We start from the raw sequence: 23,673 nt of genomic DNA, 5'->3' as shown, positions 1-23,673 counted from the left end.
TTCTCTCTAATTAAGTCTACTAGAAAATCAGCGCTTTGTTCAATCTTTTCGCGATCTTTTCGCAATCTTTTTTGCTTTTTTAGAACAAGCGGCTGACATCCTTGGCCTTGTCCGGCAAAGGCCGGCCCATGAGCAGCTCCTTGGCTTCCCCATCTGTCCTGACATCAATGACAAAGGAGCCATTGCTCTGCCGGTCACCAACTGGGTGGTCGCTGGTCCGGATGACCTGCTTACGCAGGCTGGAGGTGATCAAGATAAGCTCATGGTTTTGCCCGTAAGCCTTCAAGGCCACGATCCGGTGCGGCTTGGTCTTCAAATTCCGCAGAACCAGAACTCCCCGCTTGGCCCGGCTGGTCTTGCCGATCAAGTTCAGCGGCATTTGCTTGAAGGCCCCTCTTTGGGTTACCAGACCCACCTTGAGCAGGTCTTCAAATTGCGGGTCAGTCACCAGACAGGCAACGACATAGTCGTCTTCCTTCAAGTTAATTGACTTGACCCCAGCTGCTCGAGCCCCGACTTGCGGGACTTCGTCAATATCATACTTCAGGGCAAAGGCCTGGTTGGTAAAGAGGGTAATTTCCCGCTTTTCACTTGTCTTGACCAGGTCCACAGTGATAACGCGGGAATCCTCCCCCTTCATCTTCATGGCCATGATTGCCCGGGACTTGTAAGTTCTGGTTGGCTGCAGGTCAGCCAGGGCCACCTGCTTGATATAGCCGTCGTTTGTGGCCAGCAAGAAGGAGAGGTCCGGATCATCCAAATGATCCAAGGCAAAGACCTGGATGATGCTTTCGTCAGCCGCCAGGCCCAGTTCCTGGGACAGGTGCTGGCCGACATCCTTCCACTTGCTTTCAACCAGTTCATGAACTGGCCGGTAGATCAAATTGCCGTGGTTGGTGAAGAGGTAAAGGTTGGTCAAAGTCGACAGGGTCCCTTCATAAACCACCCGGTCAGTTTCCGGCAAGCCATTGTCGCCAGCTTCAGTTGACTGGAAGGACCGCAAAGATGACCGCTTGATGTAGCCGTCGCGGCTGATCAAGACCCGGACAGATTCTTCAGTGATCAAGGCCTTTTCATCGACTTCAACTCTGGCAGTTTCATCGCTGATTTCGCTCAGCCGGTCTGAACCGAATTCCTTCTTGACTGCCCGGAGTTCCTTGATGATTTCCTTTTGCAAAACTTTCGGGTCAGCCAAAATCTTTTCGTAAGCCGCGATCTTGCCTGTCAGTTCCTTTTCTTCAGCTTGCAGGGCCAAAACGTCAGTGTTGGTCAAGCGGTAAAGCTGCAAGGAGACAATAGCTTCGGCCTGGCGGTCAGTGAAGGCAAATTCGGCTACCAGGTTCTTCTTGGCGTCAGACTTGTTCTTGGAAGCCCGGATGACCTTGATCACCTGGTCCAAGATGCTCATGGCCTTGATCAGGCCCTGGATGATTTCCAGCCGGTCTGAGGCCTTCTTCAAGTCAAACTGAGTCCGCTTGGTTACAACTTCTTCTTCGTGTTCCAGGTAGGCAGCCAGAATCCGCTTAAGGCCAACTTGAACCGGAGTCATGTGGTCAATGGCCACCATGTTGAAGTTGTAGGAAACCTGCAAGTCAGTATTCTTCAAAAGGTAGTTGAGGATGTTCTGGGCGTCAGCGTCCTTCTTAAGCTCGATAACGATGGAGAGACCGTGACGGTCCGTTTCGTCTCTGACTTCGCTGATCCCGTCCAGTTCCCGGCTGACTCGGATTTCGTCGATCTTCTTGACCAGCTGGGCCTTGTTGACCAGGTAAGGAATTTCCGTCACCACGATCTGCTGGCGGTGGCCCCGGATCTCTTCGATATGGGTCTTCGCGCGGACCTGGATCCGGCCTTTACCTGTCTTGTAAGCATCCCGCAAGCCCTTTTTGCCCATGACAATCCCACCAGTCGGGAAGTCTGGCCCTTTAACAAAAGTCATCAAATCTTCCAGGCTGGCATCTGGGTGCTTAAGAAGGTGGATAGTCGCGTCTAAAACCTCGCCCAAGTTGTGGGGCGGAATTTCCGTAGCGTAACCAGAGGAAATCCCAGTTGAGCCATTGACCAGAAGATTAGGAAAGCGAGCCGGCAAAACCGTTGGTTCATAAGCGGTGTCGTCGAAGTTGAGCACCATTGGCACGGTTTCCTTGTCAATGTCTTCCAGCAAGACATTGGAAATTTTAGACAAGCGGGATTCGGTGTAACGCATGGCGGCAGGACTGTCGCCGTCCATTGACCCATTGTTGCCGTGCATTTCAATCAAAGGCTCTCTCATCTTCCAGTCTTGAGACAGGAAGACCAGGGCCCCGTAGATGGAGCTGTCGCCGTGCGGGTGGTAGTTACCCATGATGTTACCGACAGCCTTGGCTGCCTTCTTAAAAGGCTTGTCAGCCGTGTTGCCGTCACGGTACATGGCGTAAAGAATCCGCCTTTGCACCGGCTTGAGCCCGTCGCGGATGTCCGGCAGGGCCCGTTCTTGAATAATATATTTGGAATAACGGCCAAAGCGTTCGCCCATGACCTGTTCCAAAGGCATTTCACGAATTCGCTCGTGAGTTTCTGGCATAAATTGCTTCCCCCTAATCATTTACCTTGTCTAAGATCGACTCTTCATCGCCCAGGCGGAACTTGACGTTTTCCTCAATCCACTTTCTTCTGGCGGAAGCCTGGTCCCCCATCAAGGTGGTCACCCGGCGCTCAGCCAATTGGGCATCGTCGATTCTGACCCTGATCAGCATCCGGCTTTCCGGATTCATGGTCGTCTCCCAGAGCTGGTCGGCGTTCATTTCCCCCAGCCCCTTGAAGCGCTGCAGGGCATAACCCTTGCCAACCTTCTTTTCATCCTCGTCGCGCTCTTCATCAGTCCAAGCGTAAAGGTTGGTCTGCTTCTTGCTGATCCGGTAAAGCGGCGGCAGGGCGATATAGACCTTGCCTGCTTCAATCATCGGCCGCATGTAGCGGTAGAAGAAGGTCAAAAGCAGGATCTGGATGTGAGCCCCGTCGTCGTCGGCGTCAGTCATGATGATGATCTTGTCGTAGTTGGAGTCTTCGACCTTGAATTCGGTCCCGACCCCGGCCCCGATCGTGTGGATCATCGTGTTTATTTCTTCGTTCTTAAAAATGTCAGCTAGCTTGGCCCGCTGGGTGTTCAAGACCTTCCCCCGCAAAGGCAGGATGGCCTGGAAACGCCGGTCTCGGCCTTGCTTGGCACTGCCGCCGGCTGAGTCCCCTTCGACCAGGAAAAGCTCGTTTTTCTTAGGGTTTCTGGACTGGGCCGGTGTTAATTTCCCGGACAGGACTTCCTTCTTGTGCCGCTTCTTTCCGTTTCTGGACTCGTCTCTGGCCTTCTTAGCCGCTTCTCTGGCATCCCGGGCCCTTTGGGCCTTCTTAACCAAGTCCTGGGCCCATTCACCATTTTCCAGCAGGTAATAGGACAATTTCTCGTACACGATGCTGTCGACCGCGCTTCTGGCCTGGGGAGTCCCCAGCTTGCCCTTGGTCTGCCCTTCAAATTCCAACAATTCTTCCGGGATCTTGACGCTTAAAACGGCGCTGAGCCCTTCCCGGTAGTCGGACCCTTCCAGGTTCTTGTCCTTCTTGCCCAAAAGGCCCTGCTTCTTGGCATAGTCGTTAAAGGCCCGAGTAAAGCCACTTCTGGCCCCAACTTCATGAGAGCCGCCGTCCGCGGTCCGGACATTGTTGACAAAGGAAACGAAGTTCTCTGAGTATGAGTCACTGTACTGGCCGGCAAATTCGATTTCCATCCCATCCTGGCTGCCTTCAAAGTAGAAGACCTTGCCGATCGTTCCCTTGCCTTCGTTGAGGTAGGCAACAAAGCTTTCAATCCCGTCGTCATACTGGAAGACGTCGTGGTGGTTGGGCGTGCGCTCGTCGGTCAGAGTGAACTTGACTCCCTTGAGCAGGAAGGCAGATTCCCGGATTCTTTCCTGGATGGTCTCGTAATTATACTTAGTCGTTGAAAAAATCATCGGGTCCGGCTTGAAAGTGATCGTAGTCCCCGTCTTTTCCTTGGTCGCCCCCAGGCAGCGCAGGGTGCCGATTGGGTGGCCGCCATTTTGGAATTCTTCCTCGTAGGCCTTGCCGTCACGCACCACGTGCACCTTCATGTAGCTGGACAGGGCGTTGACAACGGAAGAACCGACCCCGTGCAGACCGCCGGAGGTCTTGTAGTTCTGCTCCGTGAACTTGCCGCCGGCATGCAGGACAGTAAGGATGACTTCAATGGTTGGTCGGCCTGAGGCATGCATCCCTGTCGGCATCCCCCGGCCAAAGTCCTGCACGGTCACGGAATTGTCCTCGTGAATGGTCACGTTGATTTCCTGACCAAAACCGGCCATGGCTTCATCGACGGAGTTGTCGACAATTTCATAGACCAGCTGGTTCAAGCCGTGGATGTCGGTTGACCCGATGTACATCCCTGGCCGCTTGCGGACTGCTTCCAGCCCGTGCAGAATTTGAATTGAAGAATCATCATAGGTGTTCTTTGGCAAAATAAAACATCTCCAAGCTTTAGATTAATAACTTCGTATCAATTCAGTCCGTTATTTGTTAAAATAGCAGGTACAAGATAAACGGAGTTGATTTGATGTTTGCAATAAAATTTGCATTACTTTTAATTTTAGCATACTTAATTGGTTCTTTTCCGACCGGTGTTTTAGTCGGCAAGCTCTTTTACCACAAGGATATCCGGGACTATGGGTCACACAATATTGGGACCACCAACACCTTCCGGGTTCTGGGCCCCAAGGCCGGCACCCTGGTCTTCCTGGTCGACTTCTTCAAGGGGACCCTGGCTACCTGCCTGCCCCGGATTTTTCACTTGGGCGACCACCACTTGTGCTTGATTTTCGGGGCAGCAGCCATTTTCGGCCACGCCTTCTCAATCTTCCTCAAGTTTAAAGGGGGCAAGGCCGTGGCCACTACAGCCGGTTTCCTCCTGGGCTACAATGTCCAGTTCTTCGGCCTCTGCGCCTGCTTCTTCATCCCCTTGCTCTTAATCACCAGCATGGTGTCCTTGAGCAGCTTGATTTCAGTAGTCTTGATTTTTATTTCCAGCTTCTTCTTCCATGACACTTTCCTGACCATCATGTCAGGGGTCCTGGTTGTCCTCATCTGGTGGAGCCACCGGGCCAACATCAAGAGGATTGCCGCCGGAAATGAAAACCTTGTCCCCTTTGGCCTTTACTATCACATCAAGCAAAAGCAAGGCAAGGACAAAAAGCAGAAGTAATTTTTGAACCAATCCTATTATACGGAACACATGTTCAAAATGCAAAGGGGCATTTTTTAAATATTGCTAAAGCAAAAGCCATGATTCAGTTGAATCATGGCTTTTTTCAGATTTCCTGGCCTAAAAACTGGCTCTGGTAAAGGTCAGCGTAAAAGCCGCCCTTGGCCAAAAGGCTTTGGTGGTTGCCACTTTCGACGATCTGGCCGTGGTTGATCACGATGATCTTGTCGGCATCCTGGATCGTTGACAGGCGGTGGGCGATCACGAAACTGGTTCTTTCCTGCTTGAGGTCTGCCATGGCCTTCTGGATCAAACTTTCAGTCCGGGTGTCAACCGAGCTGGTTGCTTCATCCAGGATCAAAATTTCCGGATCGGCCAGAAAGGCCCGGGCAATCGTCAAGAGCTGCCTTTGCCCCTGGGAAATATTGGACCCTTCTTCGTTTAACAGAGTCTGGTAGCCATCCGGCAATTGGCGGATGAAGCTGTCGGCCCTGGCCAGGCGGGCAGCCCGGTAAACTTCCTCATCACTGGCAGCTTCTCTGCCGTACTTGATATTGTCAAAAATCGTCCCGGTAAAAAGCCAGGTATCCTGCAAAACCATGGCGATATGGCCGCGAAGCTCTTCCCGGCTCATTGACCTGGTTTCCCGGCCGTCTAAGTAGATTTGCCCGCCCTTTACGTCATAAAAGCGCTCCAGAAGGTTGATGATCGTGGTCTTGCCGGCACCGGTTGGCCCGACGATAGCCACCATCTGCCCTTTTGGCACTTCCAGGCTGAAGTTTTCAATCAAAGGCGCGTCAGTATAGCTGAATGACACGTCTTTAAAAGTCAGTTTGGCATCTGTCGCCAGTTCAGCTGCCGGGTGGACTGTTTCATCCATGTTTTCAGCATCCAGAACGGCAAAAATTCTTTCCGCTGAGGCAATGGTCTGCTGGATCGTGTTGGACATGTTGGCCAGCTGGGTCAAGGGCTGGGAGAACTGGTTGGAATACTGGAGGAAGGCCTGGACATTGCCCAGGCTGATGGCCCCCTTGATGACATCGATAACCCCAAAAACGGCAATCAAGAGATAACCGACATTTTTGACAAAGTTCATCAAGGGGAAAATCATGATGGAAAGAAATTCTGCCTTCCAGGAAGCATCAAAGTAGGCGTCATTATGGTCAGCAAAAGTCTCCTCTTCATTTTCTTCCTGGCCAAAAACGCGGACAATGCCTACCCCGGCATAGATTTCTTCTACCTGCCCGTTGATCTTGCCCAGCTGCTCTTGCTGGCGGCCAAACAGCTTCTGGGCCTTAGGGGCAATCGTACCCGTGATCAAAACGGAGACTGGAACGGTCAAAAGAGCCACTAAAGTCAGCTTCCAGGAGATCGTGAACATGACGGCCAGGGTTCCGACCAGGGTAATGGCGCTGGTAATCAGCTGGATCAAGGTCTGCTGAAGAGTGCCGGAAATATTGTCCATGTCATTGACCATCCGGCTCATTAGGTCCCCTTTGGAGTGGGTATCGTAGTAGGATACCGGGACATGGCGCATTTTTTCTTTAAAATCAGCCCGCAGATGGCAGACGACCTGCTGGGAAATCCGGGTCATGATGATCTGCTCGGCAAAATTGAAGACGCTGGAGATCAGGTAAAGACCGATTACCCAAAGCCCGATCTTAAAGACGCCGGCAAAGTCGATTGGCAGGCTGGTCAAATGCTGGCCGGCCTTCTCTTGAGCATAGCCTTTCATCACCCCTTGATAGATCAAGGTCGTGGCCTGGCCCAGGACTTTCGGGGCAAAAATCGAGAAAACCGTGGCAATAATGGCAAACACTATTGACAAGCCCACGCCAAAGCGCCAAGGGCGCAGATATGCCAAAAGCCGGCGGCTGGTCGGCCAAAAGTGCTCAGCCTTGTCAATTTTTCCTTTATGACCGTGATGCATCCCTAATCCACTCCTTTCTGGAACTGGGAAGCGACAATCTGCTGGTAGTTCGGGCAGGTCCGCTTCAATTCTTCATGCTTGCCCTGGCCGACTACCCGGCCGCTGTCTAAGACCAGAATCTGGTCAGCAGACGCCACCGTAGAGACCCGCTGGGCCACGATGACGGTAATGGCCTGCCGCATCTTCGGATCAGCCGCCAGGGCCTTTCTAAGGGCCGCGTCAGTCTTAAAGTCAAGGGCAGAAAATGAGTCGTCGAAAATATATACATCGGCATCTTTGATGATGGTCCGCGCGATGGCCAGTCTTTGCCGTTGGCCGCCGGAGAAGTTGGCCCCGCCGGCTTCGACCGTGCTGTCCAGGCCCCCGTTTTCTTTGACAAAGTCTGCTGCTTGGGCAATTTCCAAGGCCTGCCACATCTCTTCCTCACTGGCATCCCCCTTGCCAAACAGCAGGTTTGACCGGACTGTCCCTTTAAAAAGCACGGCTTTTTGCTGGGTCAAGGAGACCAGCTTGTGCAAATCAGCCTGTTTCAAGTCAGTCACCTTAACTCCGGCAAGTTTGACCGCGCCTTTTTCCACGTCCAAAAGGCGGGGAATCAAATTGACCAGGGTCGACTTACCCGACCCGGTTCCCCCGATCAAAGCCAGGGTCTGGCCAGCCTTGACTTTAAAATTAATTCCTTCCAAAGCTGCTTCTTCAGCTCCGGCATAGCGGAAGGAGACCCGGTCAAATTCCAGCTCTGCCGGACCTTTTGGGAGGGGTGCCGGCTCTGCTGGGTCCTGCAGCTGATTTTTCGCGTCCAGTACTTCATTGATTCTTTTGGCTGATACAGAAGCCCGCGGAATCACGATAAACAGCATGGACAGCATCATGAAACTCATCAGAATCTGGGTAGCATAAGTCAAAAAAGTCAAAAGACTGCCGACTTCCATGACCCTGCCGCTAATCAAGCGGCCGCCCAGAAAAATGATCCCCACGTTGGTCAAGCTCAGCACTAGGGTTACGGCTGGTTGCATGAAAGAAATGATTGTGTAGGCCTTGATGCCGACCTTGGTATAGTCCAGATTAGCCGCGGCAAAGCGGTCCTGCTCGCGCTGGTCCTGCCTGAAGGCCCGGATGACCCGGACCCCTGTCAAGCCTTCTCTGAAGATCAAGTTGATCCGGTCGGTCTTTTGCTGGATGCTCTTAAACAAGGGCATGGCAAAATGCATGAGCAAGAAAATGATGGCCGCCAAAATTGGCAAAGAAATGGCGAAAACTTTTGCCAGGCGGGGCTGCTGAAGATAAGCCAAAACGGTCCCAGCCACCAGCATGATCGGGGACTGGAGCAGCATCCGCAAGAGCTGCATAAAAGTCATCTGAACCTGGACGACGTCATTGGTCGTTCTGGTAATTAAAGAGGACTGGCCAAAGCGGCTGATCTCTTCATCAGAGAAAGTCAGTACCTTGGCAAAGAGCATGGCTCGGAGACGCTGGCCGACCTGCATGGCCTGGTGGGAGGCAAAATAGATGTTGCCAAAAGCAGCCAGCAGGCCCAAGGCGGACACCAAAAGCATCTTGCCTCCGGTTTGCCAGATATAAGGCAGGTTCTTGCCAATGATCCCCTTGTCAACCAGGTCAGCCGTCACCGTCGGCAGGTACAAATCACATGCAACTTGTACTAATAAAAAAAGACTTGCCAGGCAAGTCGCCCAGCAAGTCAATGTTTTTCTAGCAATTTTAAGCATGGTTTTCACCCTCTTTTTTGGCATTTTCTTCCATGCGTTCTTCCAAGAATAATGCCTGTTTGTCCAGCTTCTTCAAGATGTTCAGGTATTCGGCCTTTTCGCCTTCGCTTAAGGGGCTCATCAAATCGCCCACAAAGCCCAGCCAGCTGGAGTGGTTGCGCTCATTTTGTTCTCGGCCCTTTCCAGTCAAGTAGAGGCGGAAAACCCGGTGGTCGCTGTTATCCCTGCGCCGTTCGATCAAGCCGTGCCGCTCCAGGCGGTCAACGACTTCACTGATTGAAGACGGCCTTACTCGGGCAAAGCGGGCCAGTTCTGCCTGCTTCATCCCTTCATTCTTGCTGAGCAGGGCCAAAGTCCGGTTCTGCCCCCGGACGCCGCCATGCAGCTTCTCATACCGCATCCCCATTTGGGCCAGTTGCCGCTGCAAACGCATGCTCCGGTGAAACAATTCTTCATTGAGTTCTTCTTCTGCCATCCTGCTTGTCCTTTCTGCAAAAAATAATCAAGAAATTAATATTCGGTACCTAACTATCAAGTATACCTGGATCATGCACAATGTAAAGCAAAACAGCCGCCAAAAGGCAGCTGCCACCAATTAATCAAACAATTTTCGCAGAATTTGCATTACTCCTTCATCGTTGTTGCTTGGAGCAATATGGTCAGCAATCTTTTTAAGGTCCGGGTGAGCATTGACCATAGCATAGCTGGTTCCGGCTGCCTCTAACATGGTCAAGTCGTTTAAGTAGTCGCCAAAAGCCAGGGTCTCTTCTTTCTTGATTCCCTTTAAATCTGCGATCTTCTTCATCGCTGCCCCCTTATTGGCGTCCTTGTTGACAATGTCAATCCATTCCGGCCCGGCCAAAACCGCGCTCAAGTTGCCCGGCATTTCCGGCAATTGCCGGTAGATTCTTTCTGCTGCCCCGCCTTCAATATAGGCTGTAAACTTGATGATTTCGTCACTGTTTACTTCAGCCGGCAGATCCTCGACATACCGCCGCTTGATATAGTAGGTATCCAGCTGCTTTAAAAAGTTCCGGTCTCCTTCCGGGTCGCGGCAAATAGCCTGGCTGGCCCCGCAAAGAATCGGATTGGCTAAAGGCTCTTTTTCAAAAAGATCAAGGCAAAATTCAGCTTCTTCAGCCGTAATGCCAGCTCTGGCCAAGACCTTGCCCTGCTGGTAGATCAAACCGCCATTATCGCCAATGAAGATCAAGTGATCCTTAATGTCCTTGAAAAGCTCTTCATTGGTGTAATATGGCCGGCCGCTGGCGATCACCATCTGCTGGTCGGGGTGATTCAAAACCCAGGGGGCAAAAGACGCTGGCACTTCTTTGGCGTCATTGACCAAAGTGCCATCCATGTCGGTCGCGATTAATTTGATTTCTTGCTTATTTTCCATGTAAAATGCTTTCCGTAAATTAATTCTCTCTATTGATTCTTCCCTTATTATTCCATTTCTTTTGCAAGAATTCAAAGATTTTCAACTAAAAAAGCAGGCTGTCGCCTGCCGATAATTCTTGCTTTTAGCCATAAATATTGTTGACTGCCTGCCGGTAGAGGTCGACTGACAAAGCAGAAGGATCTTCATTTTTCAAGCGGAGATATTCACCGCGCAGGTCTTCCCACTGGTCCCAGTCCTTGATCGTCTCTTCCTGGATGGTCAAAAAACGGCTGTTAAAGGCTTCGCTCCACTTGCCCCCATCAGTTTTAACCAAGCGGTATTCATCCCCGTCTTCTTCCTTGATGACGGTCAAGTCTAACTTGAAGTTGACCTTGCCGCTCTTCTTGGCCCGGTGCAGAAAGGTCAAAGCCTGGCTGTTTTCCCGGCCTGCTTCAAATTTATCCGCCAGGCCCGCCATTAAGCCCTCGCTGACTTTACTGAGCAAAAGTGCTGGATCTTCTTCAGCTGACTTTACCAGCTTTAACTGGTAATCCAGGTCCACCACCCCGTCGTTTTGGGTCACGAAGTTGCCAGCAGTTCCGACCGTGCTCTCCAGTTCCAGGCTGATGCCCTCCTGGCGCAAATCCGCCAGGGCGGCGTTGACCGCGTCAACGGTCAAATAGCGGTAAATCTTGATTTGTTCTTTCGGGATGTAGCTGTACATAATGCCTCATTTCTGCTTTTCGCCAACAATCTGGTTCTTGCCTTGGTCCTTGGCCTGGTATAGATAGTCGTCAGCCAGCTTGATTATTGCCCGCAGCTCTTCTTCATCATCGATTCTACCGGTAGCATAGCCGATGCTCAAGGTGGCTGGCTCTTTTAACTGCCGGTTTAGTTTAGCATATTCTTTTTGAAAAATCTGCAATTTTTTGACAAAAGCGCCATCTTCCATGCCCGACGCGATAATTAAAACCTCGTCGCCGCCATAGCGGTAGCTCCGCAGGTGCGAGTTCATCCAGTCTTTTTGCAAGTAGCGACCAAGTCTAGTCAAAACCAGGTCCCCATATGCATGACCGTAATTGTCATTGAAACGTTTAAAGTCATCCAGGTCGATCATGGCCACGCCAATCTCTTGCTTGAGATAATTTGGAAAATCTTCCCGCAAGGCAAGCCGGTTATATAGACCAGTCAATTCATCCGTCCGGCTGCTGACAAAGAGTGATCCATTTGCCCGGTGCAAGATGTAGTTGTACCAGGATGCCTGCCGAAACCAATGTCGGCGCAAAATAATACAGGATTGGCAAATAAAGTAAAAGAGAAACAAGTCATAAGCATCCTGCGAGGCGACCTGGACATGATTTATAGAAATAACTGACAAAGTTGACAGAAGACTCAATGCCACCAAGGCAATGCCGCGGCCTTTTTTATAATATGGCAGAACGCAGATGACCATCATCATCAAGACCAGCTCAAAAAAGTAGCTGCTCCCCTCTTGCGTGCTGTACAGGGTAAAGCCAGACAAAAGAGCGTTGATTGCAAAATTCGCAAATATTATTCTGATTTCTTCTTCTGCTGGCTGCCGGTGTTTATTTAGCCAGATCAAAAAAAGCAGGTGGGGCAAATTAGACAAGATCAACAGGAGATAAACCCACTCGCTCGGGATCATGGGAAAAGCCGAAATATTGGCATAATAAGAATTAAGGCCAAACATGCCTAAAAAACCAATGACCGTGATCAAGCTGGAGACAGCAATCCCCATAGTGATATTATTGTCGGCAACCTCTTTTTGAAAAGCTTCAGAATCAAGATAATCAGCATACACTGCCTCTTTTTCATTGGCTAATTGCCAGCTAAGGCCATGAACTTTTCTCCTGTTTCCCTTCTCTTTCATCTTCATCACATCACATTATTTTCTACTCGCTGACAATTATTCCGAAACAACCTGCTGGTTTTCATCCAATTTGACCGGTTTGCTGAAGAGGAAGCCTTGGAGCAAGTCGCAGCCAGCTTCTTGCAAAAAGTCTCTCTGCTCTTCCGTTTCCACCCCTTCAGCCAGCACCTTCATCCCCAACAGGTGGGCTACTTTAGCGATTTCCGGAATCAAAAGCCGGTTTAAAGGCCCGTCATCAAGGTGGCGGACAAAGACCATGTCGATCTTGACCAGGTCAAAGCTGTAGTCATTTAATGCATTCAAAGATGAGTAGCCGCTGCCAAAGTCGTCCATCCAAACCTCAAAACCATAAGCGCGCAGCTGCTTGATCTGCTCTTTTAACCGGACAGTGTTGGTCGACAGGTCCCGCTCGGTAATTTCAATCTTGATCAAAGACCGATCCAGGCCTGCTCCAGTAACCAGATTGTTGATCTTTTCAACCATATTGGGCATTTCAAAGTCTTCGTGAGCAAGATTGACAGACACTGGCTTGAGGTCCAGGCCACGCTTTTTCCACTGCCGCAATTTGGCAACCACTTCCCAGAGCATGTACATGTCCAGGTAATAAGTAAGGTGGTGCTTTTCAATCACCGGGATAAAGGCGGCAGGTGAAACCAAGCCCTTTTCCGGATCCTGCCAGCGGGCCAAGGCTTCATAAGAAGCAGTTTTTCCGTCTTTTGCCGAGCAAATTGGCTGAAAGTAGGGTGTCAGCCAGCCTTCATCCATGGCCCGGCTGAAGTTGTCCAAAAAGTAGCTTTCTTCCAAGTCTTCCTCTTCAACGGTCGGATTATACTTCTTTACGTAAAAGCGCCGGTCATGGCCGATTTCCTTCATGGCCTGGTTGGCCCGGTGAGTGATCGTCATGATATTCTGATCTTCGTCTTGAATGTCATAAAGGCCAAATTGCAGGTCCACGGCCTCGTTTTTGGCCAGGCTAATAAATTTTTCATGGATTTCCTTAATTTTTTCGTCAATGCCGGCAGCAGTCGTCAAAATCAAGAAATGGTCATCCCGGTTGTAATAGACATGGCCCTCTGTGATCTTGCTTACCAAAAGCTCAGCCAGTTCTTTCAAGAGCTGGTCACCCTTTTTCAGGCCATAAAGGTTGTTGTAGACGCTCATGCCGGCAATGTTAAGACTGACGCAGACTGGATCTTCCTTAGTCAAACGGAGCTTGGCCACTTCTTCCATGCCAAAAATTTCCATAAAACGGCGGTTTGGCAGATTAGTCAAGCGGTCTTGATACATCTGGTCATTGGCATACTTCTGGTAGTGGGTGTCCAGAATCTGGTTGTTCTTGCCAGATTCTTCCGCGTCCGTATAAAAAAAGAAACCTAAAGGAACGCCGTCGACCATCACATGGTTGGCCACAGAGTGAAAGATGTGGTAATCCTCCATGTTTGGCGTCTTCCAGCGGAAAAAGACGTCGTATTTCTCATCTGAGTGTGCCGCGAACTGCTTGCCAAAATATGCCATCCGGCCGATGTCGTCTGGGTGGACAAAACCAAACATGCTCTTGTCAAGACTGGCCACTAAAAAGTCGCGGTCAACCCTCAGCATTCTGCACAATTCATCGGTAACCAGCAAGGTTTTGATTTTGCCATCAATAATTTGATAAATTGCCATCCCTGTTGGCAGATTTTCATAGTCTTTCCTCTGCTGGTCTGAAAATTTGATTTCTTCCATGCTACCTGCTCCTGTCTTTCCGCTACCCGGTTTTTGGGATTTCGTGCGCTTACATTCATTATAAAATAAGAATGATATTTATTAAAGAAGAAAAACAGCATTTCCGTAAAATCAGCCAATGCTCTCCTTTCTTTACTTAAATAAACATAGTTTACCTATAATACAAAAATTATCATTTTAATAAACGTTATAAAAAATATCTCAGCAAAAAGGCTTGCAAAAATCTTTTTTTAATAATCCCTTGTCCTTGCCAGGATCTGGTGGTAAGCTTGCAGTAAATCATTTTCATAAAAGTATAGGTTACCTTTACTTTTATGAGTGGTTCGACGATCGCCTGTTTTTATGTCACTTTCTTTTTGTATATATTTTTCACGAGGTTGCAAAATGGATTCTAAAGAAATCAATTCTAAAAACAAGGCCAGCTTCTGGTCCTTCAAGCTTTCCGCCCACGCCATGACCCTGATTCCGGCCGCCGTTGGGATCAACTATGTCGCCAAGGCCTTTGCTGAAGGACTTAAATTGCCGGTCTGGCTGGGATCACTGGGTACTTTCCTGGCCAGCATGCTGGCTGGTCCTGTCGCCGGGGCCATCAGCGGCTTTATCAACAATGTCATCTACGGTTTGACTTTGTCGCCTATTTCTACTGTTTACGCTTTGACCAGCATCGGGATCGGCCTCGCAGTTGCCTGGCTGAACCAGCGGGGCTTCTTCAAGCGGCCAGTTACTGTCTTGCCGGCGGCTATTATCATTGCCCTGGTTTCAGCCTTGATCTCTACCCCGCTCAACGTCATCTTCTGGAGCGGGCAAACTGGGATTGCCTGGGGGGATGCCCTTTTTGCCTCCCTGGTTGCCAAGCACGTCAACATCTGGATCGCGTCTTTTCTTGATGAATTCGTCCTTGACCTTCTGGACAAGACGGTCGTTAGTTACCTGGCCTTTTTGATCTACAAGCAGCTGCCAAAGCGCCTGGTCTACTTCTTCAAGGGGACTGAAGAATGAAAAATAACGCGGAAGACCTGGCTTTGCCCGCCTGGCAGGCAGCCATTGACCCTATCAGCAAGTTGCTCTTGATTCTGCTCTTTACGCTCGCTGCTTTTGCTGCCGGCAATCTGCCTAGTGCTATTATCATCCTCGCTGCCAGCTTCATCCTGGCCCTTTTGACCAAAAATTTCCATGCACTCTGGGGAATGTGCGCCTTCAGCCTCTTCCTCATCTTGACCATGCTTTTGATCCAGGGGCTCTTTTGGCCGCAGAACCATACCGCGGCTTTTGCCATCGCTTCTGTGACTTTTTACCAGGAAGGACTTGACCACGCGGCTCTCTTAGCCTGCCGGATTTTAATCATCATCTTCTCCAGCAGCTTTTTCATCCAGACGACGACCATTTCAGAGAACGCCCGCTATTTGGAAAACTCCGGTTTGTCCTACCAGCAGGTCTATGTCCTTATGTCAGTCTGCTATATCCTGCCGCAGATGCAGCAAAACCTGCACAAGATCCAGCTGGCCCAGAAGGCCCGGGGGATTGCTCCGGCCAAGTCCCTGCTCTCCAGGATCAAAAATCTCTTTCCTGTCCTGTTGCCCTTGATCGTCAAGAGTTTCCAGCAGGCCATGAGCCGGTCAATTGCCCTGCAGCTGCGGGGCTATGCCAGCCCAAAAAGGCGGCCAGCCAGTCTGAAAGATGAATACTGGAAAGACAAGTTCTGCCACCGCCTGCTCATTGCCAGTTGCCTGCTACTTTTAGGAGTGAAAGCATGTCTGATAATTTTCAACTAACCATCAACGAGCTCAGCCTCCGCTACCTGGGCTTTGACAAACTAGCATTAGAAAAGATCACTGCCGAAAGCCGCGGCCAGCGCATCGGCATTATCGGACCCAGCCATGCCGGCAAAAGCAGCCTTTTGGCCCTCTTAGCCGGAATTGCCGGCCAAATGATTCCCGCCAAGATTTCCGGTTCAGTCCGGGTAAACGGCGAAGACTTGAAAACTTGGAAAGGCCAGCACGAAATCGCCCTGCTTCTGCAAGACCCGGCCAGCCAGCTCTCTGGCCTTTCTGACACGGTTTATGACGAATTAGCCTTCTCCCTGCTCAACCTGGGCAAGAGCGATGAAGAAATTGACGCGGACGTTAAGCGGGCTGCTGACCAGCTGGACTTGACCAATCTGCTGGGCCAGTCGCCAAACCAGCTCTCTGGCGGGCAAACCCAGCGGGTGGCGATCGCTACCGCCCTGGTTACTGAGCCCGACCTGCTTTTGCTCGACGACCCGACCAGCCAGATGGACCCTTTGGGCCGCCTGCACTTTTTCAGCTGGCTGGCAAAACTCTCCTGTCCTTTCTTGATCGTCTCCAGTGAGCTTGACGACTTGGCCGCCCTCTGTGACCAAATCTGGGTCTTACAAGACGGCCGCCTGCTTTTGGCGGACTCTCCCCAGAAAGTCTTCAACCAGCTGGATGACCCGGAAATCGACAAGCCGCTTGCCTGGAAAATGGCAAAAAAGCTGGACCTCACGCTGAATGGTTACTATCCTGTCAATGCCAGTGAACTTAAGAAAGCTGCCGAAAATGCAAATTAAAATTGAAAACCTTCATTACACTTACCCAGAGTCGAATTTTGTCCTGGACATCCCGGAGCTGACTTTTTCTCCCGGCTTGATCTGCCTGGTTGGCCAGAACGGGTCTGGCAAATCCACCCTTTTGAAGCTTTTAGCTGACCTCTTGCCAGCTGGCAAGGCTATTTCCGCTGATGGCCAAGTTTTAGCGGATTACCTTGCTTCCGGCCGCTTGAGCAAGATTGCCTATGCCTTTCAAGACCCAAATGACCAGCTGTTCAACTCCAGCGTGGAAAAAGAGCTGGCTTGGTCCATGAGGCAGGCTAAATTGCCGGAAGCTGAAATTGCCAGCCGTACTGAAGCCACCCTTAAAGAATTTGGTCTGGCTGAATTCCGGGACTTGAATCCATATGACCTCTCTCTTTCCGGGAAAAAATTATTGACCATCGCCAGCGCCCTGGTCCTTGACCCAGAGGTCTGCCTGTTAGACGAGCCCTTGATGAGCCTGGATTATCCCGGCCGCTGCCTGGTCACCCAGTTAATCCAAAAAAGGGTGGCCCGGGGCAAAACCGTGATCATGATCACCCACGACATGGACTGGCTGGCTGAAGAAAGCCAGGAGGTCTACGCAATGAGCCAGGGCCGCTTGATCTACCATGGACCAGTTCACCAGCTCTTTAGCGACCAGGAAATGTTGGACCGGCTGGGCCTTTTGCCGGCCAAGACCTGGCAGCTCAGCCAGTTGCTTGGGCTCAAGCCGGAATTGCTTACGTTAAAATAAACCGCCGCATTGACAAAAATATCGTAAATATTATGTATGCGCTTCATCTCACTCTCATTTACCTAACTTCTTCTTAGGCCCGGCACTATAACTTTTAGTTTGCTTTTCCCGCTTTTTAACCTAAAAATCCTCTTAAAGGCAGGTAAAATCAAGCTTAACTTTATACGAAAGCGTTTGCAAAATCATCCCCACTTTCTTACAATTAATTGTGTAAGGAAAGCAAAAGCAAACAAGGAGGATGATTTTGATGCTTTTTCACCGCAGTGGGAGCAAGAAACGCAAGCATGAATTTCCGACCGCTTATTCGGTCATCATTATCGTTTTGGTGCTCGTCCAGCTTTTAACCTTTTTCATACCGGCCGGCAACTATGCCACGGTCTCTTATGACCAGTCGGCCAAGGATTTTGCCATCACCATGCCTTCTGGCAAGGTCAAGCATGAGCCAGCAACGCAGAAGACTCTTGACCGCTACAAGGTCAAGATCGATGCTAAAAAATTAATCGACGGCACTATCTACAAACCGGTGGCTATTCCAGACTCTTACGAAAGAGTCAATGTCAAAAAGCCTAATTTCCGGGAAGCTGTCGTCCAGTTTTTGACTTCCCAGGTGCAAGGGATTGCCGATTCAATCGACATTATCACCTTTATCTTGATCCTCGGTGGGATTATCGGGGTTGTCTACGCCAATGGGGCCATTAATTCTGGGATGCAGGCCTTGTCTGAACATATCAAGGGCAAGCAGATCCTCTTGATCGTCATCGTCATGGGCTTGATCGCCCTGGGCGGGACCACTTTTGGTCTGGCTGAAGAAACCATGGCCTTCTACCCGATGTTGATCCCGGTCTTCTTGGAGGCTGGCTATGACACGATGACCGTGGTCGCCACCATCTTCCTGGGCACGACTTTGGGGACTTTAGGTTCAACCATCAACCCCTTCTCAACCGTTATTGCTTCAAACACGGCTGGGGTCAACTTCGCTCGGGCCCTGCCTTTGAGAATCGTCATGCTCCTGGTTTCCCTGGGGGCCGGGATGCTCTACACCATCATCTATGCGGAAAAAGTCCGCAAGGATCCAAGCAAGTCCTTGGTCTACGACCAATACGAGGAAAACAAGAAGAAGTACCTTGCTTTTGACTCACAAGCCGACAAGGGCAACTTCACCTGGCGGCAAAAATTAACTTTGCTCACCTTCGTGGCCGGCTTTTTGGTCATGATCTGGGGCGTGCAGAGCCAGGGCTGGTACTTTACTGAGATCGCGGTCGTCTTCCTGGCCGTTTCCTACCTGCTTTTCCTGGTTTCCGGCTTAAGCGAGCACCGCTTCATGGAAAGCTTTGTCAGCGGTGCGGCAGACCTTTTAGGAGTTGCCTTGACGGTCGGTTTGGCCCGGGCTGTCTCCATCGTGATGGATGAAAGCCACACCAGCGACACGATCATGTACTTCTTCAGCAAGCAGATCACTGGCATGAACAAGCTGGCCTTCGTCTGGGTCCTCTTCTTGATCTACATCGTCCTCGGCTTCTTCATCCAGTCATCATCTGGTTTAGCTGTGCTGTCCATGCCAATCATGGCGCCGCTGGCCAACATCGTCGGTGTCGACCGGGCCAGCGTGATCGATGCCTACAACTGGGGGCAGGGCTATATCGGCTTAATCGCACCAGTTGGCCTGATCTTGATGTCCCTGGCCATGGTCAACATCAGTTTTGACCGCTGGTTTAAGTTCATATGGAAGCAACTGGTCATCCAGTTCGTGATCTGTCTGATCTTCCTGGGAATCGGCCTCCTGGTCTACTAAACAGTTAACACTTTACAACTGCTTCAAAGAAGCAAGGCAAGGGAAATTCTTTTGCCTTGCTTTTTTGGTCAATATTTGACTTTTTCCACTTTTACCGTTTCACGCTGTCGCAATTTTTTAGCCTTTCTTTTTTAAAGGCCATAAAATGCTTGGTATGACTAGCTTTATCGTTAAATTTATGCTTTTAACAGCCTTGGTGCACAAATGATTTTTGTCCAGTTTTTAAAAGAAAAAGCTTGGTATTACGTGATTTCTTCTCTTTTACTTGTAACCGGTTAAAGTGGCGTTTTTGTTTCACGAGGCCATGACAAAAAGACTTTTTGCTGGTAAAATCGCCCTAAAAGCGTTGAAAACTCGAGGTAAACTATGGAAATTCTTGATATTGTGGATAAAGAGGGCCGGCCAACCGGGCAGACCATTGAACGGAATGAAGCCCACCAGATTGGGGCCTGGCACCGCTGCGCCTCTGTTTGGATCATCCGGCAAAAAGAGGGCAAGTGGCAGGTCCTCCTGCAGAAAAGATCAGCCAATAAGGACTCCTACCCAGGCTGCTTTGACACCTCTTCAGCTGGCCACATTGATGCCGGAGACGAACCCCTGGAGACTATCATCAGAGAGCTGGAAGAAGAACTAGGCATCAAGAGCCAGGCCGCTGACTTCACCTTCATCGGCACCTTCCACAACTGCTATGACGAGGTCTTCCACCATGCCGAATTCAAGAACCGGGAAGTTTCCTTTGTGCATGTCTACTCTAAGCCTGTTGACGAAAAGAAATTGCACTTGCAGGAAGAAGAAGTTTCAGCTGCCTCTTGGTTTGACTTGGATGAAGTCTGGAAAAAGTCTTTGGCCAAAGACCCGGCTTTCTGCACCCCGGTGGGCGGATTAAAGCTTTTACGGGAATACCTGCAAAAACTATCGACGAAAGAAAAGCAAGAAAAGAGAAAAAACTAGCTGATTTTTCAGCTAGTTTTTCTTTCCTATATCAGTTTATTCCATCCGCCAAATGCTGATGCCGACCTTTTTCCCGCTGGCCTTGTCCAGGGTCTTGGCCCACAGCTGCAGGGTAGTTTGATCCGCATACCAGACGGTATGGGTGCCATATTTGAAGTAGAGGGCGCCGCTTTTTTTGTCACGGACGGCCTTGGCCTTGTATTTCTTTTTAATTTGCTGAGCTTCAGGGCCTGTCACGGAAGTTACTTCATCCCCGTTAAAGTCAAAGCCCCCGTTTGACAAGGCATAAGAAATATTGCCTAAGCTGGAGAAGTCCTTGACCGTCTTCTTCAAGAACTTGTAGTCAGCCTTGGGTCCTGGATTCGTCCCGTAGCCATAAAGGTTGTAGCACATCACGACATATTCCGGTCCCTTAGGGAAGTTGATCTTGCTTACCGGCGTTGATGGCTCAAGCACGATCCGCAAGTCCAGTCCTGCCTTCTTAGTCCGGGCGTAGAGGGCTTTTTCAAAGACTAAAAACTTCTTCCACAGGCTGAGATTGTCCCTAATCTGCTCATAGTCGATTTCCACCCCGGTAAAATTGTACTTTTTGGCCAGAGCCACGACTTCTTTAGCATGCTTGTCCGCGTTTGACTTGCTGGACAGGAGGGTCTCCAAGAGCTCGGTGCTCTTGTCTGCCGTCCGGGTGTCATTAACCACGGTCATGTAGCGCTTGATCTTGCTGGTCTTGGCCGTAGTCCGCATTTCCTTGCCCAGCTTCTTGCTGCCATCTGCTAAAAAAAGCTCGTAGTTCTTGTTTTCATCGTAAAAAGCCGCGAAGGTCCCGACCGCGTCGATATTCTGGCTTTCTTTTTGAATGGTCTGCCAAGGCTTGTCTACGTCCCAGTAGACCGTCCAGGCAAACAAATCCCGGCCCTGGCTGAGTTTCGCCAAAGTCCCGGTCGCCTTCTTACTGGTCTGACTGGTCTTTGTCTCAGTTTTGCTCTTAGTCTGCTTTGCCTTTTGCCCCTGGCTGCATCCCCCGACTAACAGGCCCAGGGCCACAATACTCAAAAATTTGCTGATTTTCTTCATGACTGCTCCATTCTTACCGTTAAATTTCAGCAAAAAAGCTCTCCAGCTTTTTTCCTGGAGTAAAATAAAAGTGATATAAGGAGGACTGACACTTTTATGCAAGAACCCAAAATTTCCCGTGACCAGAGCAAGACTCTGGCCGCTACCAAATACGTCAAGCTTTACGACCTGGCTTATGAAAACGGGGTCCACTACTATGACGCTTCCAGAAGAAATCCTGACCAGCTCTTTGCCTTCAAGCAGGACCCAGAGCTTGGCAGCGCCCTGCCCGACGCGGCTTGCGCCTACGTCATCGTCAAAGAAGCAGGCCAGGAAGACAAGCTCCTGCTCTTTTATGAGTACCGGTATCCAGCCGGCAGCTACCTGCTCGGCGTGCCTGCAGGCTTGATTGACCCAGCTGACCTGGCCAGCCCCGACCCAGTCAAAACAGCCATGATCCGCGAGGTCAAGGAAGAAACCGGTTTAAGCGTCGGCGAAAATGACACGGTTGAAGTCATCAATCCCTTGGTCTTCACGGCTTCCGGCTTTAGCGATGAAAGCAACGCCATCGTCAAGGCTGTTATCCATGTCGATGACTTGTCCGCGCTTAACCACAAGGGCGCGGAAGGGACTGAAGTCTTTGGCGATTTCAAATTGGTTGACAAGGAAGAAGCCCGTCGCCTTTTAAAAGAAGGCAGAGACGACTATGGCCACTACCTGCCCTTGGTTGCCTGGGCAGCCCTGTGCTACTTTGTCAGTGACCTCTGGAAATAATTGTAGCAAGCCTTTGTTACATAGATATTACAAGACGAAAGCCACGGCAGAAAATGCCGTGGCTTTTTAGCGCAGTTGTATTTTTGAGAAGAGTTTATCAATGAGTAAGCTATGCCGTCAGCCCCAAATATGCCGTGGCGATGATGCCAAGTACAATAAAAGCAATGATGCTCCAATAAGTCAGCTTGGGCTTGTCCGGTTTGCATAAAACGTACCGTGTCATGCTTTTCCGCCCCCTTTAGTTAACAGAATAAACTAAGGAAGTAAAATCAAGTAAAAGGCTCTTATTAAATTAATGTAAATTTTAGGGCAGAAGGACTTTTTTTGCAAGCTATAAAACTGCCTGCAAGCTGACCTTTTGCTCTGCTACCGCGTCGATAAAGGCCTGGTCGTGGTCGACCAAAAGCATGGCTGGCCGCTCTTTTTTCAGCAGGTCAATCAGCTGGTCCTGGTTGAAAAGGTCCAAGTAGTTGGCCGGCTCATCCCAAAGATAGAGGCTGGCTTCTTCAGTTAAGGACTTGGCCAGGGCCACCCGCTTCTTCTGCCCTTGACTCATCTCCTCAATCTTTTGTTTAAAGGCCTCCCGCTCCAGGCCTAATTTTTTCAGCTGGTTTAAAAAGTTCTCATAATTCAAGTCATGTTCTTTAGCAAAATCCTCCAGCCGGCCCCGGTAACTTGACAGGTCTTGAGGCAGGTAGCTGATTTTAAGCCCCGCTTGCAAATCCCAATCCCCTTGGCAGGTCAAATCTTTATTACCCAGAAGCCAGGACAAAAAGCTGGTCTTGCCGCTGCCATTTGGCCCGGTCAAGGATACGATCCCCCGGCTGGACAATTCCAAATTCAGCCCCTTAAACAAGGTCCGGCCGGCAATCTCTAAGCTTAGATCGCGCCCGGTAAAGATGGTCTGGTGGTAATTGGGGTTAAAATTCAAGTTTAATGCCGGTGCTTTTTCAATATTGGCCAAAAGCCCCTGCTTAGCTGTCTCTTCTTTTTCCTGCCGGCGGGCCACATTTTTCGACCGCTTCATTACTTTTGCGGCCCGCTTGCTCAAAAATCCCTTATCACTCAATTCTGCCCTGCGGTCGGGCTTGATTTTTCCCTTAGCATGGATGCTGCTCTCTGCCTTCTGGGCATTGGCCGCCAGCTGTTTGCGGCTCTTCTCCAGGCTCTTGATCTCCCGGCGCAGCTGCTGGTCTTTCTCTTGATTGGTCTGGTCTCGCTGCTTTTTGGTCACTTGGTAGCCGGCAAAGTCATCCTGGTAAAGGTGAATTTCCCCGTTCTCCAGGGCCAGGACATGGTCGCTGACTTCTTCTAAAAAAGTCCTGTCGTGGCTGACCACGATATAGCCGGTCTTGGATTTTTTCAGGTATTCAGCTACTTCTCGCCGGCTGGCGCTGTCTAAGTGGTTGGTCGGTTCATCCAGCAAGGGAAAGACGCCATCTTGGCTGAAGGCCAGGGCCAAAAGCAGCTTGCTCTGCTCTCCCCCGCTGAGAAGGCCAAAGGGCTGGTAGAGAAGTTCTGGCTCTAAGTTCAGCCGGTTCATTTCTTTTTCCAAGCGCCAGAGTTCAAAACCTGCTTCGTCCATCAAGCTGAAGTAGGCCGCTTCATCTTTTGGCAAAAAGCGAGGATAGTAAGTAAAGGTCAAAGGAGACTTGACTGCTCGCTGGTCTCCCAATTGTCCGGCCAAAAGACGGAGAAAGGTTGTTTTGCCCCGGCCGTTCCGGCCAACCAGGGCCAGCTTCCAGCTAGAGTCTAAATCCAGCGACAAATCACTAAAAATCGCTTCTGCCTGGCTGGGATAAGTGTAGGAAAGGTGCTTAATCTGAATATTTGTCATAATTTATACCTCGAAAAGAAAAAAGAGAGTCTGCACCC

General features: G+C 50.2%; 19 protein-coding genes. 8 read left to right on the top strand and 11 right to left on the bottom strand.

The genetic code is table 11. From position 1 onward, the window contains the following. Positions 1-79 precede the first annotated feature (79 nt). Both parC and parE read right to left on the bottom strand, forming a co-directional pair. A complete protein-coding gene (gene parC, locus ACYVUU_RS04790; RefSeq protein WP_439775864.1) occupies positions 80-2,563 on the bottom strand; it encodes a DNA topoisomerase IV subunit A in 2,484 nt (827 codons plus the stop codon). A gap of 13 nt (positions 2,564-2,576) precedes the next feature. Beyond that, positions 2,577-4,511 carry a DNA topoisomerase IV subunit B gene (parE, locus tag ACYVUU_RS04785; protein ID WP_439775869.1) on the bottom strand — a complete coding sequence of 645 codons (1,935 nt, stop codon included), beginning with the start codon at positions 4,509-4,511 and terminating at the stop codon, positions 2,577-2,579. 92 nt (positions 4,512-4,603) lie between these two features. Between parE and plsY the strand changes: the two genes are divergently transcribed. Next, positions 4,604-5,248: a glycerol-3-phosphate 1-O-acyltransferase PlsY gene (gene plsY, locus ACYVUU_RS04780; protein WP_439775865.1), complete on the top strand. Its 645-nt coding sequence runs from the start codon at positions 4,604-4,606 to the stop codon at positions 5,246-5,248. A 106-nt stretch (positions 5,249-5,354) separates the two neighbouring features. Here the strand turns inward: plsY and ACYVUU_RS04775 are convergent, their stop codons facing one another. From ACYVUU_RS04775 to ACYVUU_RS04745, 7 genes are all read right to left on the bottom strand, one after another. Next, positions 5,355-7,178: an ABC transporter ATP-binding protein gene (locus ACYVUU_RS04775; RefSeq protein ID WP_439775866.1), complete on the bottom strand. Its 1,824-nt coding sequence runs from the start codon at positions 7,176-7,178 to the stop codon at positions 5,355-5,357. Positions 7,179-7,180: 2 nt separating this feature from the next. Beyond that, the gene (locus ACYVUU_RS04770) at positions 7,181-8,905 is read right to left on the bottom strand and encodes an ABC transporter ATP-binding protein (RefSeq protein WP_439775867.1); all 1,725 of its coding nucleotides are present in this window, start codon (positions 8,903-8,905) and stop codon (positions 7,181-7,183) included. Beyond that, on the bottom strand, positions 8,898-9,380 hold the full coding sequence (locus ACYVUU_RS04765; protein ID WP_439775868.1) for a MarR family winged helix-turn-helix transcriptional regulator: 483 nt from the start codon (positions 9,378-9,380) through the stop codon (positions 8,898-8,900). The genes ACYVUU_RS04770 and ACYVUU_RS04765 overlap by 8 nt, the downstream gene beginning before the upstream one ends. A 120-nt stretch (positions 9,381-9,500) precedes the next feature. Next, the gene (locus tag ACYVUU_RS04760) at positions 9,501-10,304 is read right to left on the bottom strand and encodes an HAD family hydrolase (protein ID WP_484500105.1); all 804 of its coding nucleotides are present in this window, start codon (positions 10,302-10,304) and stop codon (positions 9,501-9,503) included. 124 nt (positions 10,305-10,428) lie between these two features. Beyond that, positions 10,429-11,010 carry a hypothetical protein gene (locus ACYVUU_RS04755; protein WP_439775732.1) on the bottom strand — a complete coding sequence of 194 codons (582 nt, stop codon included), beginning with the start codon at positions 11,008-11,010 and terminating at the stop codon, positions 10,429-10,431. Positions 11,011-11,016: 6 nt separating this feature from the next. Beyond that, positions 11,017-12,177 (bottom strand): diguanylate cyclase, encoded by a 1,161-nt coding sequence (locus ACYVUU_RS04750; RefSeq protein ID WP_484500104.1) that lies wholly within the window; start codon positions 12,175-12,177, stop codon positions 11,017-11,019. A 36-nt stretch (positions 12,178-12,213) separates the two neighbouring features. Continuing rightward, a complete protein-coding gene (locus ACYVUU_RS04745) occupies positions 12,214-13,902 on the bottom strand; it encodes an EAL domain-containing protein (RefSeq protein ID WP_439775904.1) in 1,689 nt (562 codons plus the stop codon). Between the two features lie 384 nt (positions 13,903-14,286). Between ACYVUU_RS04745 and ACYVUU_RS04740 the strand changes: the two genes are divergently transcribed. The 6 genes from ACYVUU_RS04740 (at position 14,287) to ACYVUU_RS04715 (ending at position 19,971) form a co-directional block, all read left to right on the top strand. After that, positions 14,287-14,901, top strand: coding sequence for an ECF transporter S component (locus ACYVUU_RS04740; RefSeq protein WP_439775905.1), 615 nt, complete (start codon positions 14,287-14,289; stop codon positions 14,899-14,901). Continuing rightward, complete coding sequence (locus ACYVUU_RS04735; RefSeq protein ID WP_439775906.1) at positions 14,898-15,674, top strand: energy-coupling factor transporter transmembrane component T; 777 nt, start codon at positions 14,898-14,900, stop codon at positions 15,672-15,674. Before ACYVUU_RS04740 ends, ACYVUU_RS04735 begins: the two co-directional genes overlap by 4 nt. Continuing rightward, the gene (locus ACYVUU_RS04730; protein WP_439775907.1) at positions 15,653-16,471 is read left to right on the top strand and encodes an energy-coupling factor ABC transporter ATP-binding protein; all 819 of its coding nucleotides are present in this window, start codon (positions 15,653-15,655) and stop codon (positions 16,469-16,471) included. The genes ACYVUU_RS04735 and ACYVUU_RS04730 overlap by 22 nt, the downstream gene beginning before the upstream one ends. Then, positions 16,461-17,228, top strand: a complete 768-nt coding sequence (locus ACYVUU_RS04725) for an energy-coupling factor ABC transporter ATP-binding protein (protein WP_439775908.1) — start codon at positions 16,461-16,463, stop codon at positions 17,226-17,228. The genes ACYVUU_RS04730 and ACYVUU_RS04725 overlap by 11 nt, the downstream gene beginning before the upstream one ends. Positions 17,229-17,475: 247 nt before the next feature. Continuing rightward, complete coding sequence (locus ACYVUU_RS04720) at positions 17,476-19,020, top strand: YfcC family protein (RefSeq protein ID WP_484500103.1); 1,545 nt, start codon at positions 17,476-17,478, stop codon at positions 19,018-19,020. Between the two features lie 366 nt (positions 19,021-19,386). Then, on the top strand, positions 19,387-19,971 hold the full coding sequence (locus ACYVUU_RS04715; RefSeq protein ID WP_484500102.1) for an NUDIX hydrolase: 585 nt from the start codon (positions 19,387-19,389) through the stop codon (positions 19,969-19,971). Positions 19,972-20,007: 36 nt separating this feature from the next. On the opposite strand, the gene ACYVUU_RS04710 is transcribed toward ACYVUU_RS04715, so the two are convergent. Continuing rightward, positions 20,008-21,045, bottom strand: coding sequence for a glycosyl hydrolase family 18 protein (locus tag ACYVUU_RS04710; protein ID WP_484500101.1), 1,038 nt, complete (start codon positions 21,043-21,045; stop codon positions 20,008-20,010). Between the two features lie 96 nt (positions 21,046-21,141). On the opposite strand from ACYVUU_RS04710, the gene ACYVUU_RS04705 reads away from it, so the two are divergent. Continuing rightward, positions 21,142-21,798 carry an NUDIX hydrolase gene (locus ACYVUU_RS04705; RefSeq protein WP_484500100.1) on the top strand — a complete coding sequence of 219 codons (657 nt, stop codon included), beginning with the start codon at positions 21,142-21,144 and terminating at the stop codon, positions 21,796-21,798. Positions 21,799-22,129: 331 nt separating this feature from the next. On the opposite strand, the gene abc-f is transcribed toward ACYVUU_RS04705, so the two are convergent. After that, entirely contained in the window at positions 22,130-23,635 is a 1,506-nt protein-coding gene (gene abc-f / locus ACYVUU_RS04700) for a ribosomal protection-like ABC-F family protein (protein WP_484500099.1), read from the bottom strand. Between the last annotated feature and the right edge of the window lie 38 nt (positions 23,636-23,673).

It is taken from the genome of Lactobacillus sp. WILCCON 0058 (genome assembly GCF_057198005.1).
Note: the sequence above shows the minus strand (reverse complement) of the source record. Positions and strands in the feature narration are given on the sequence as shown.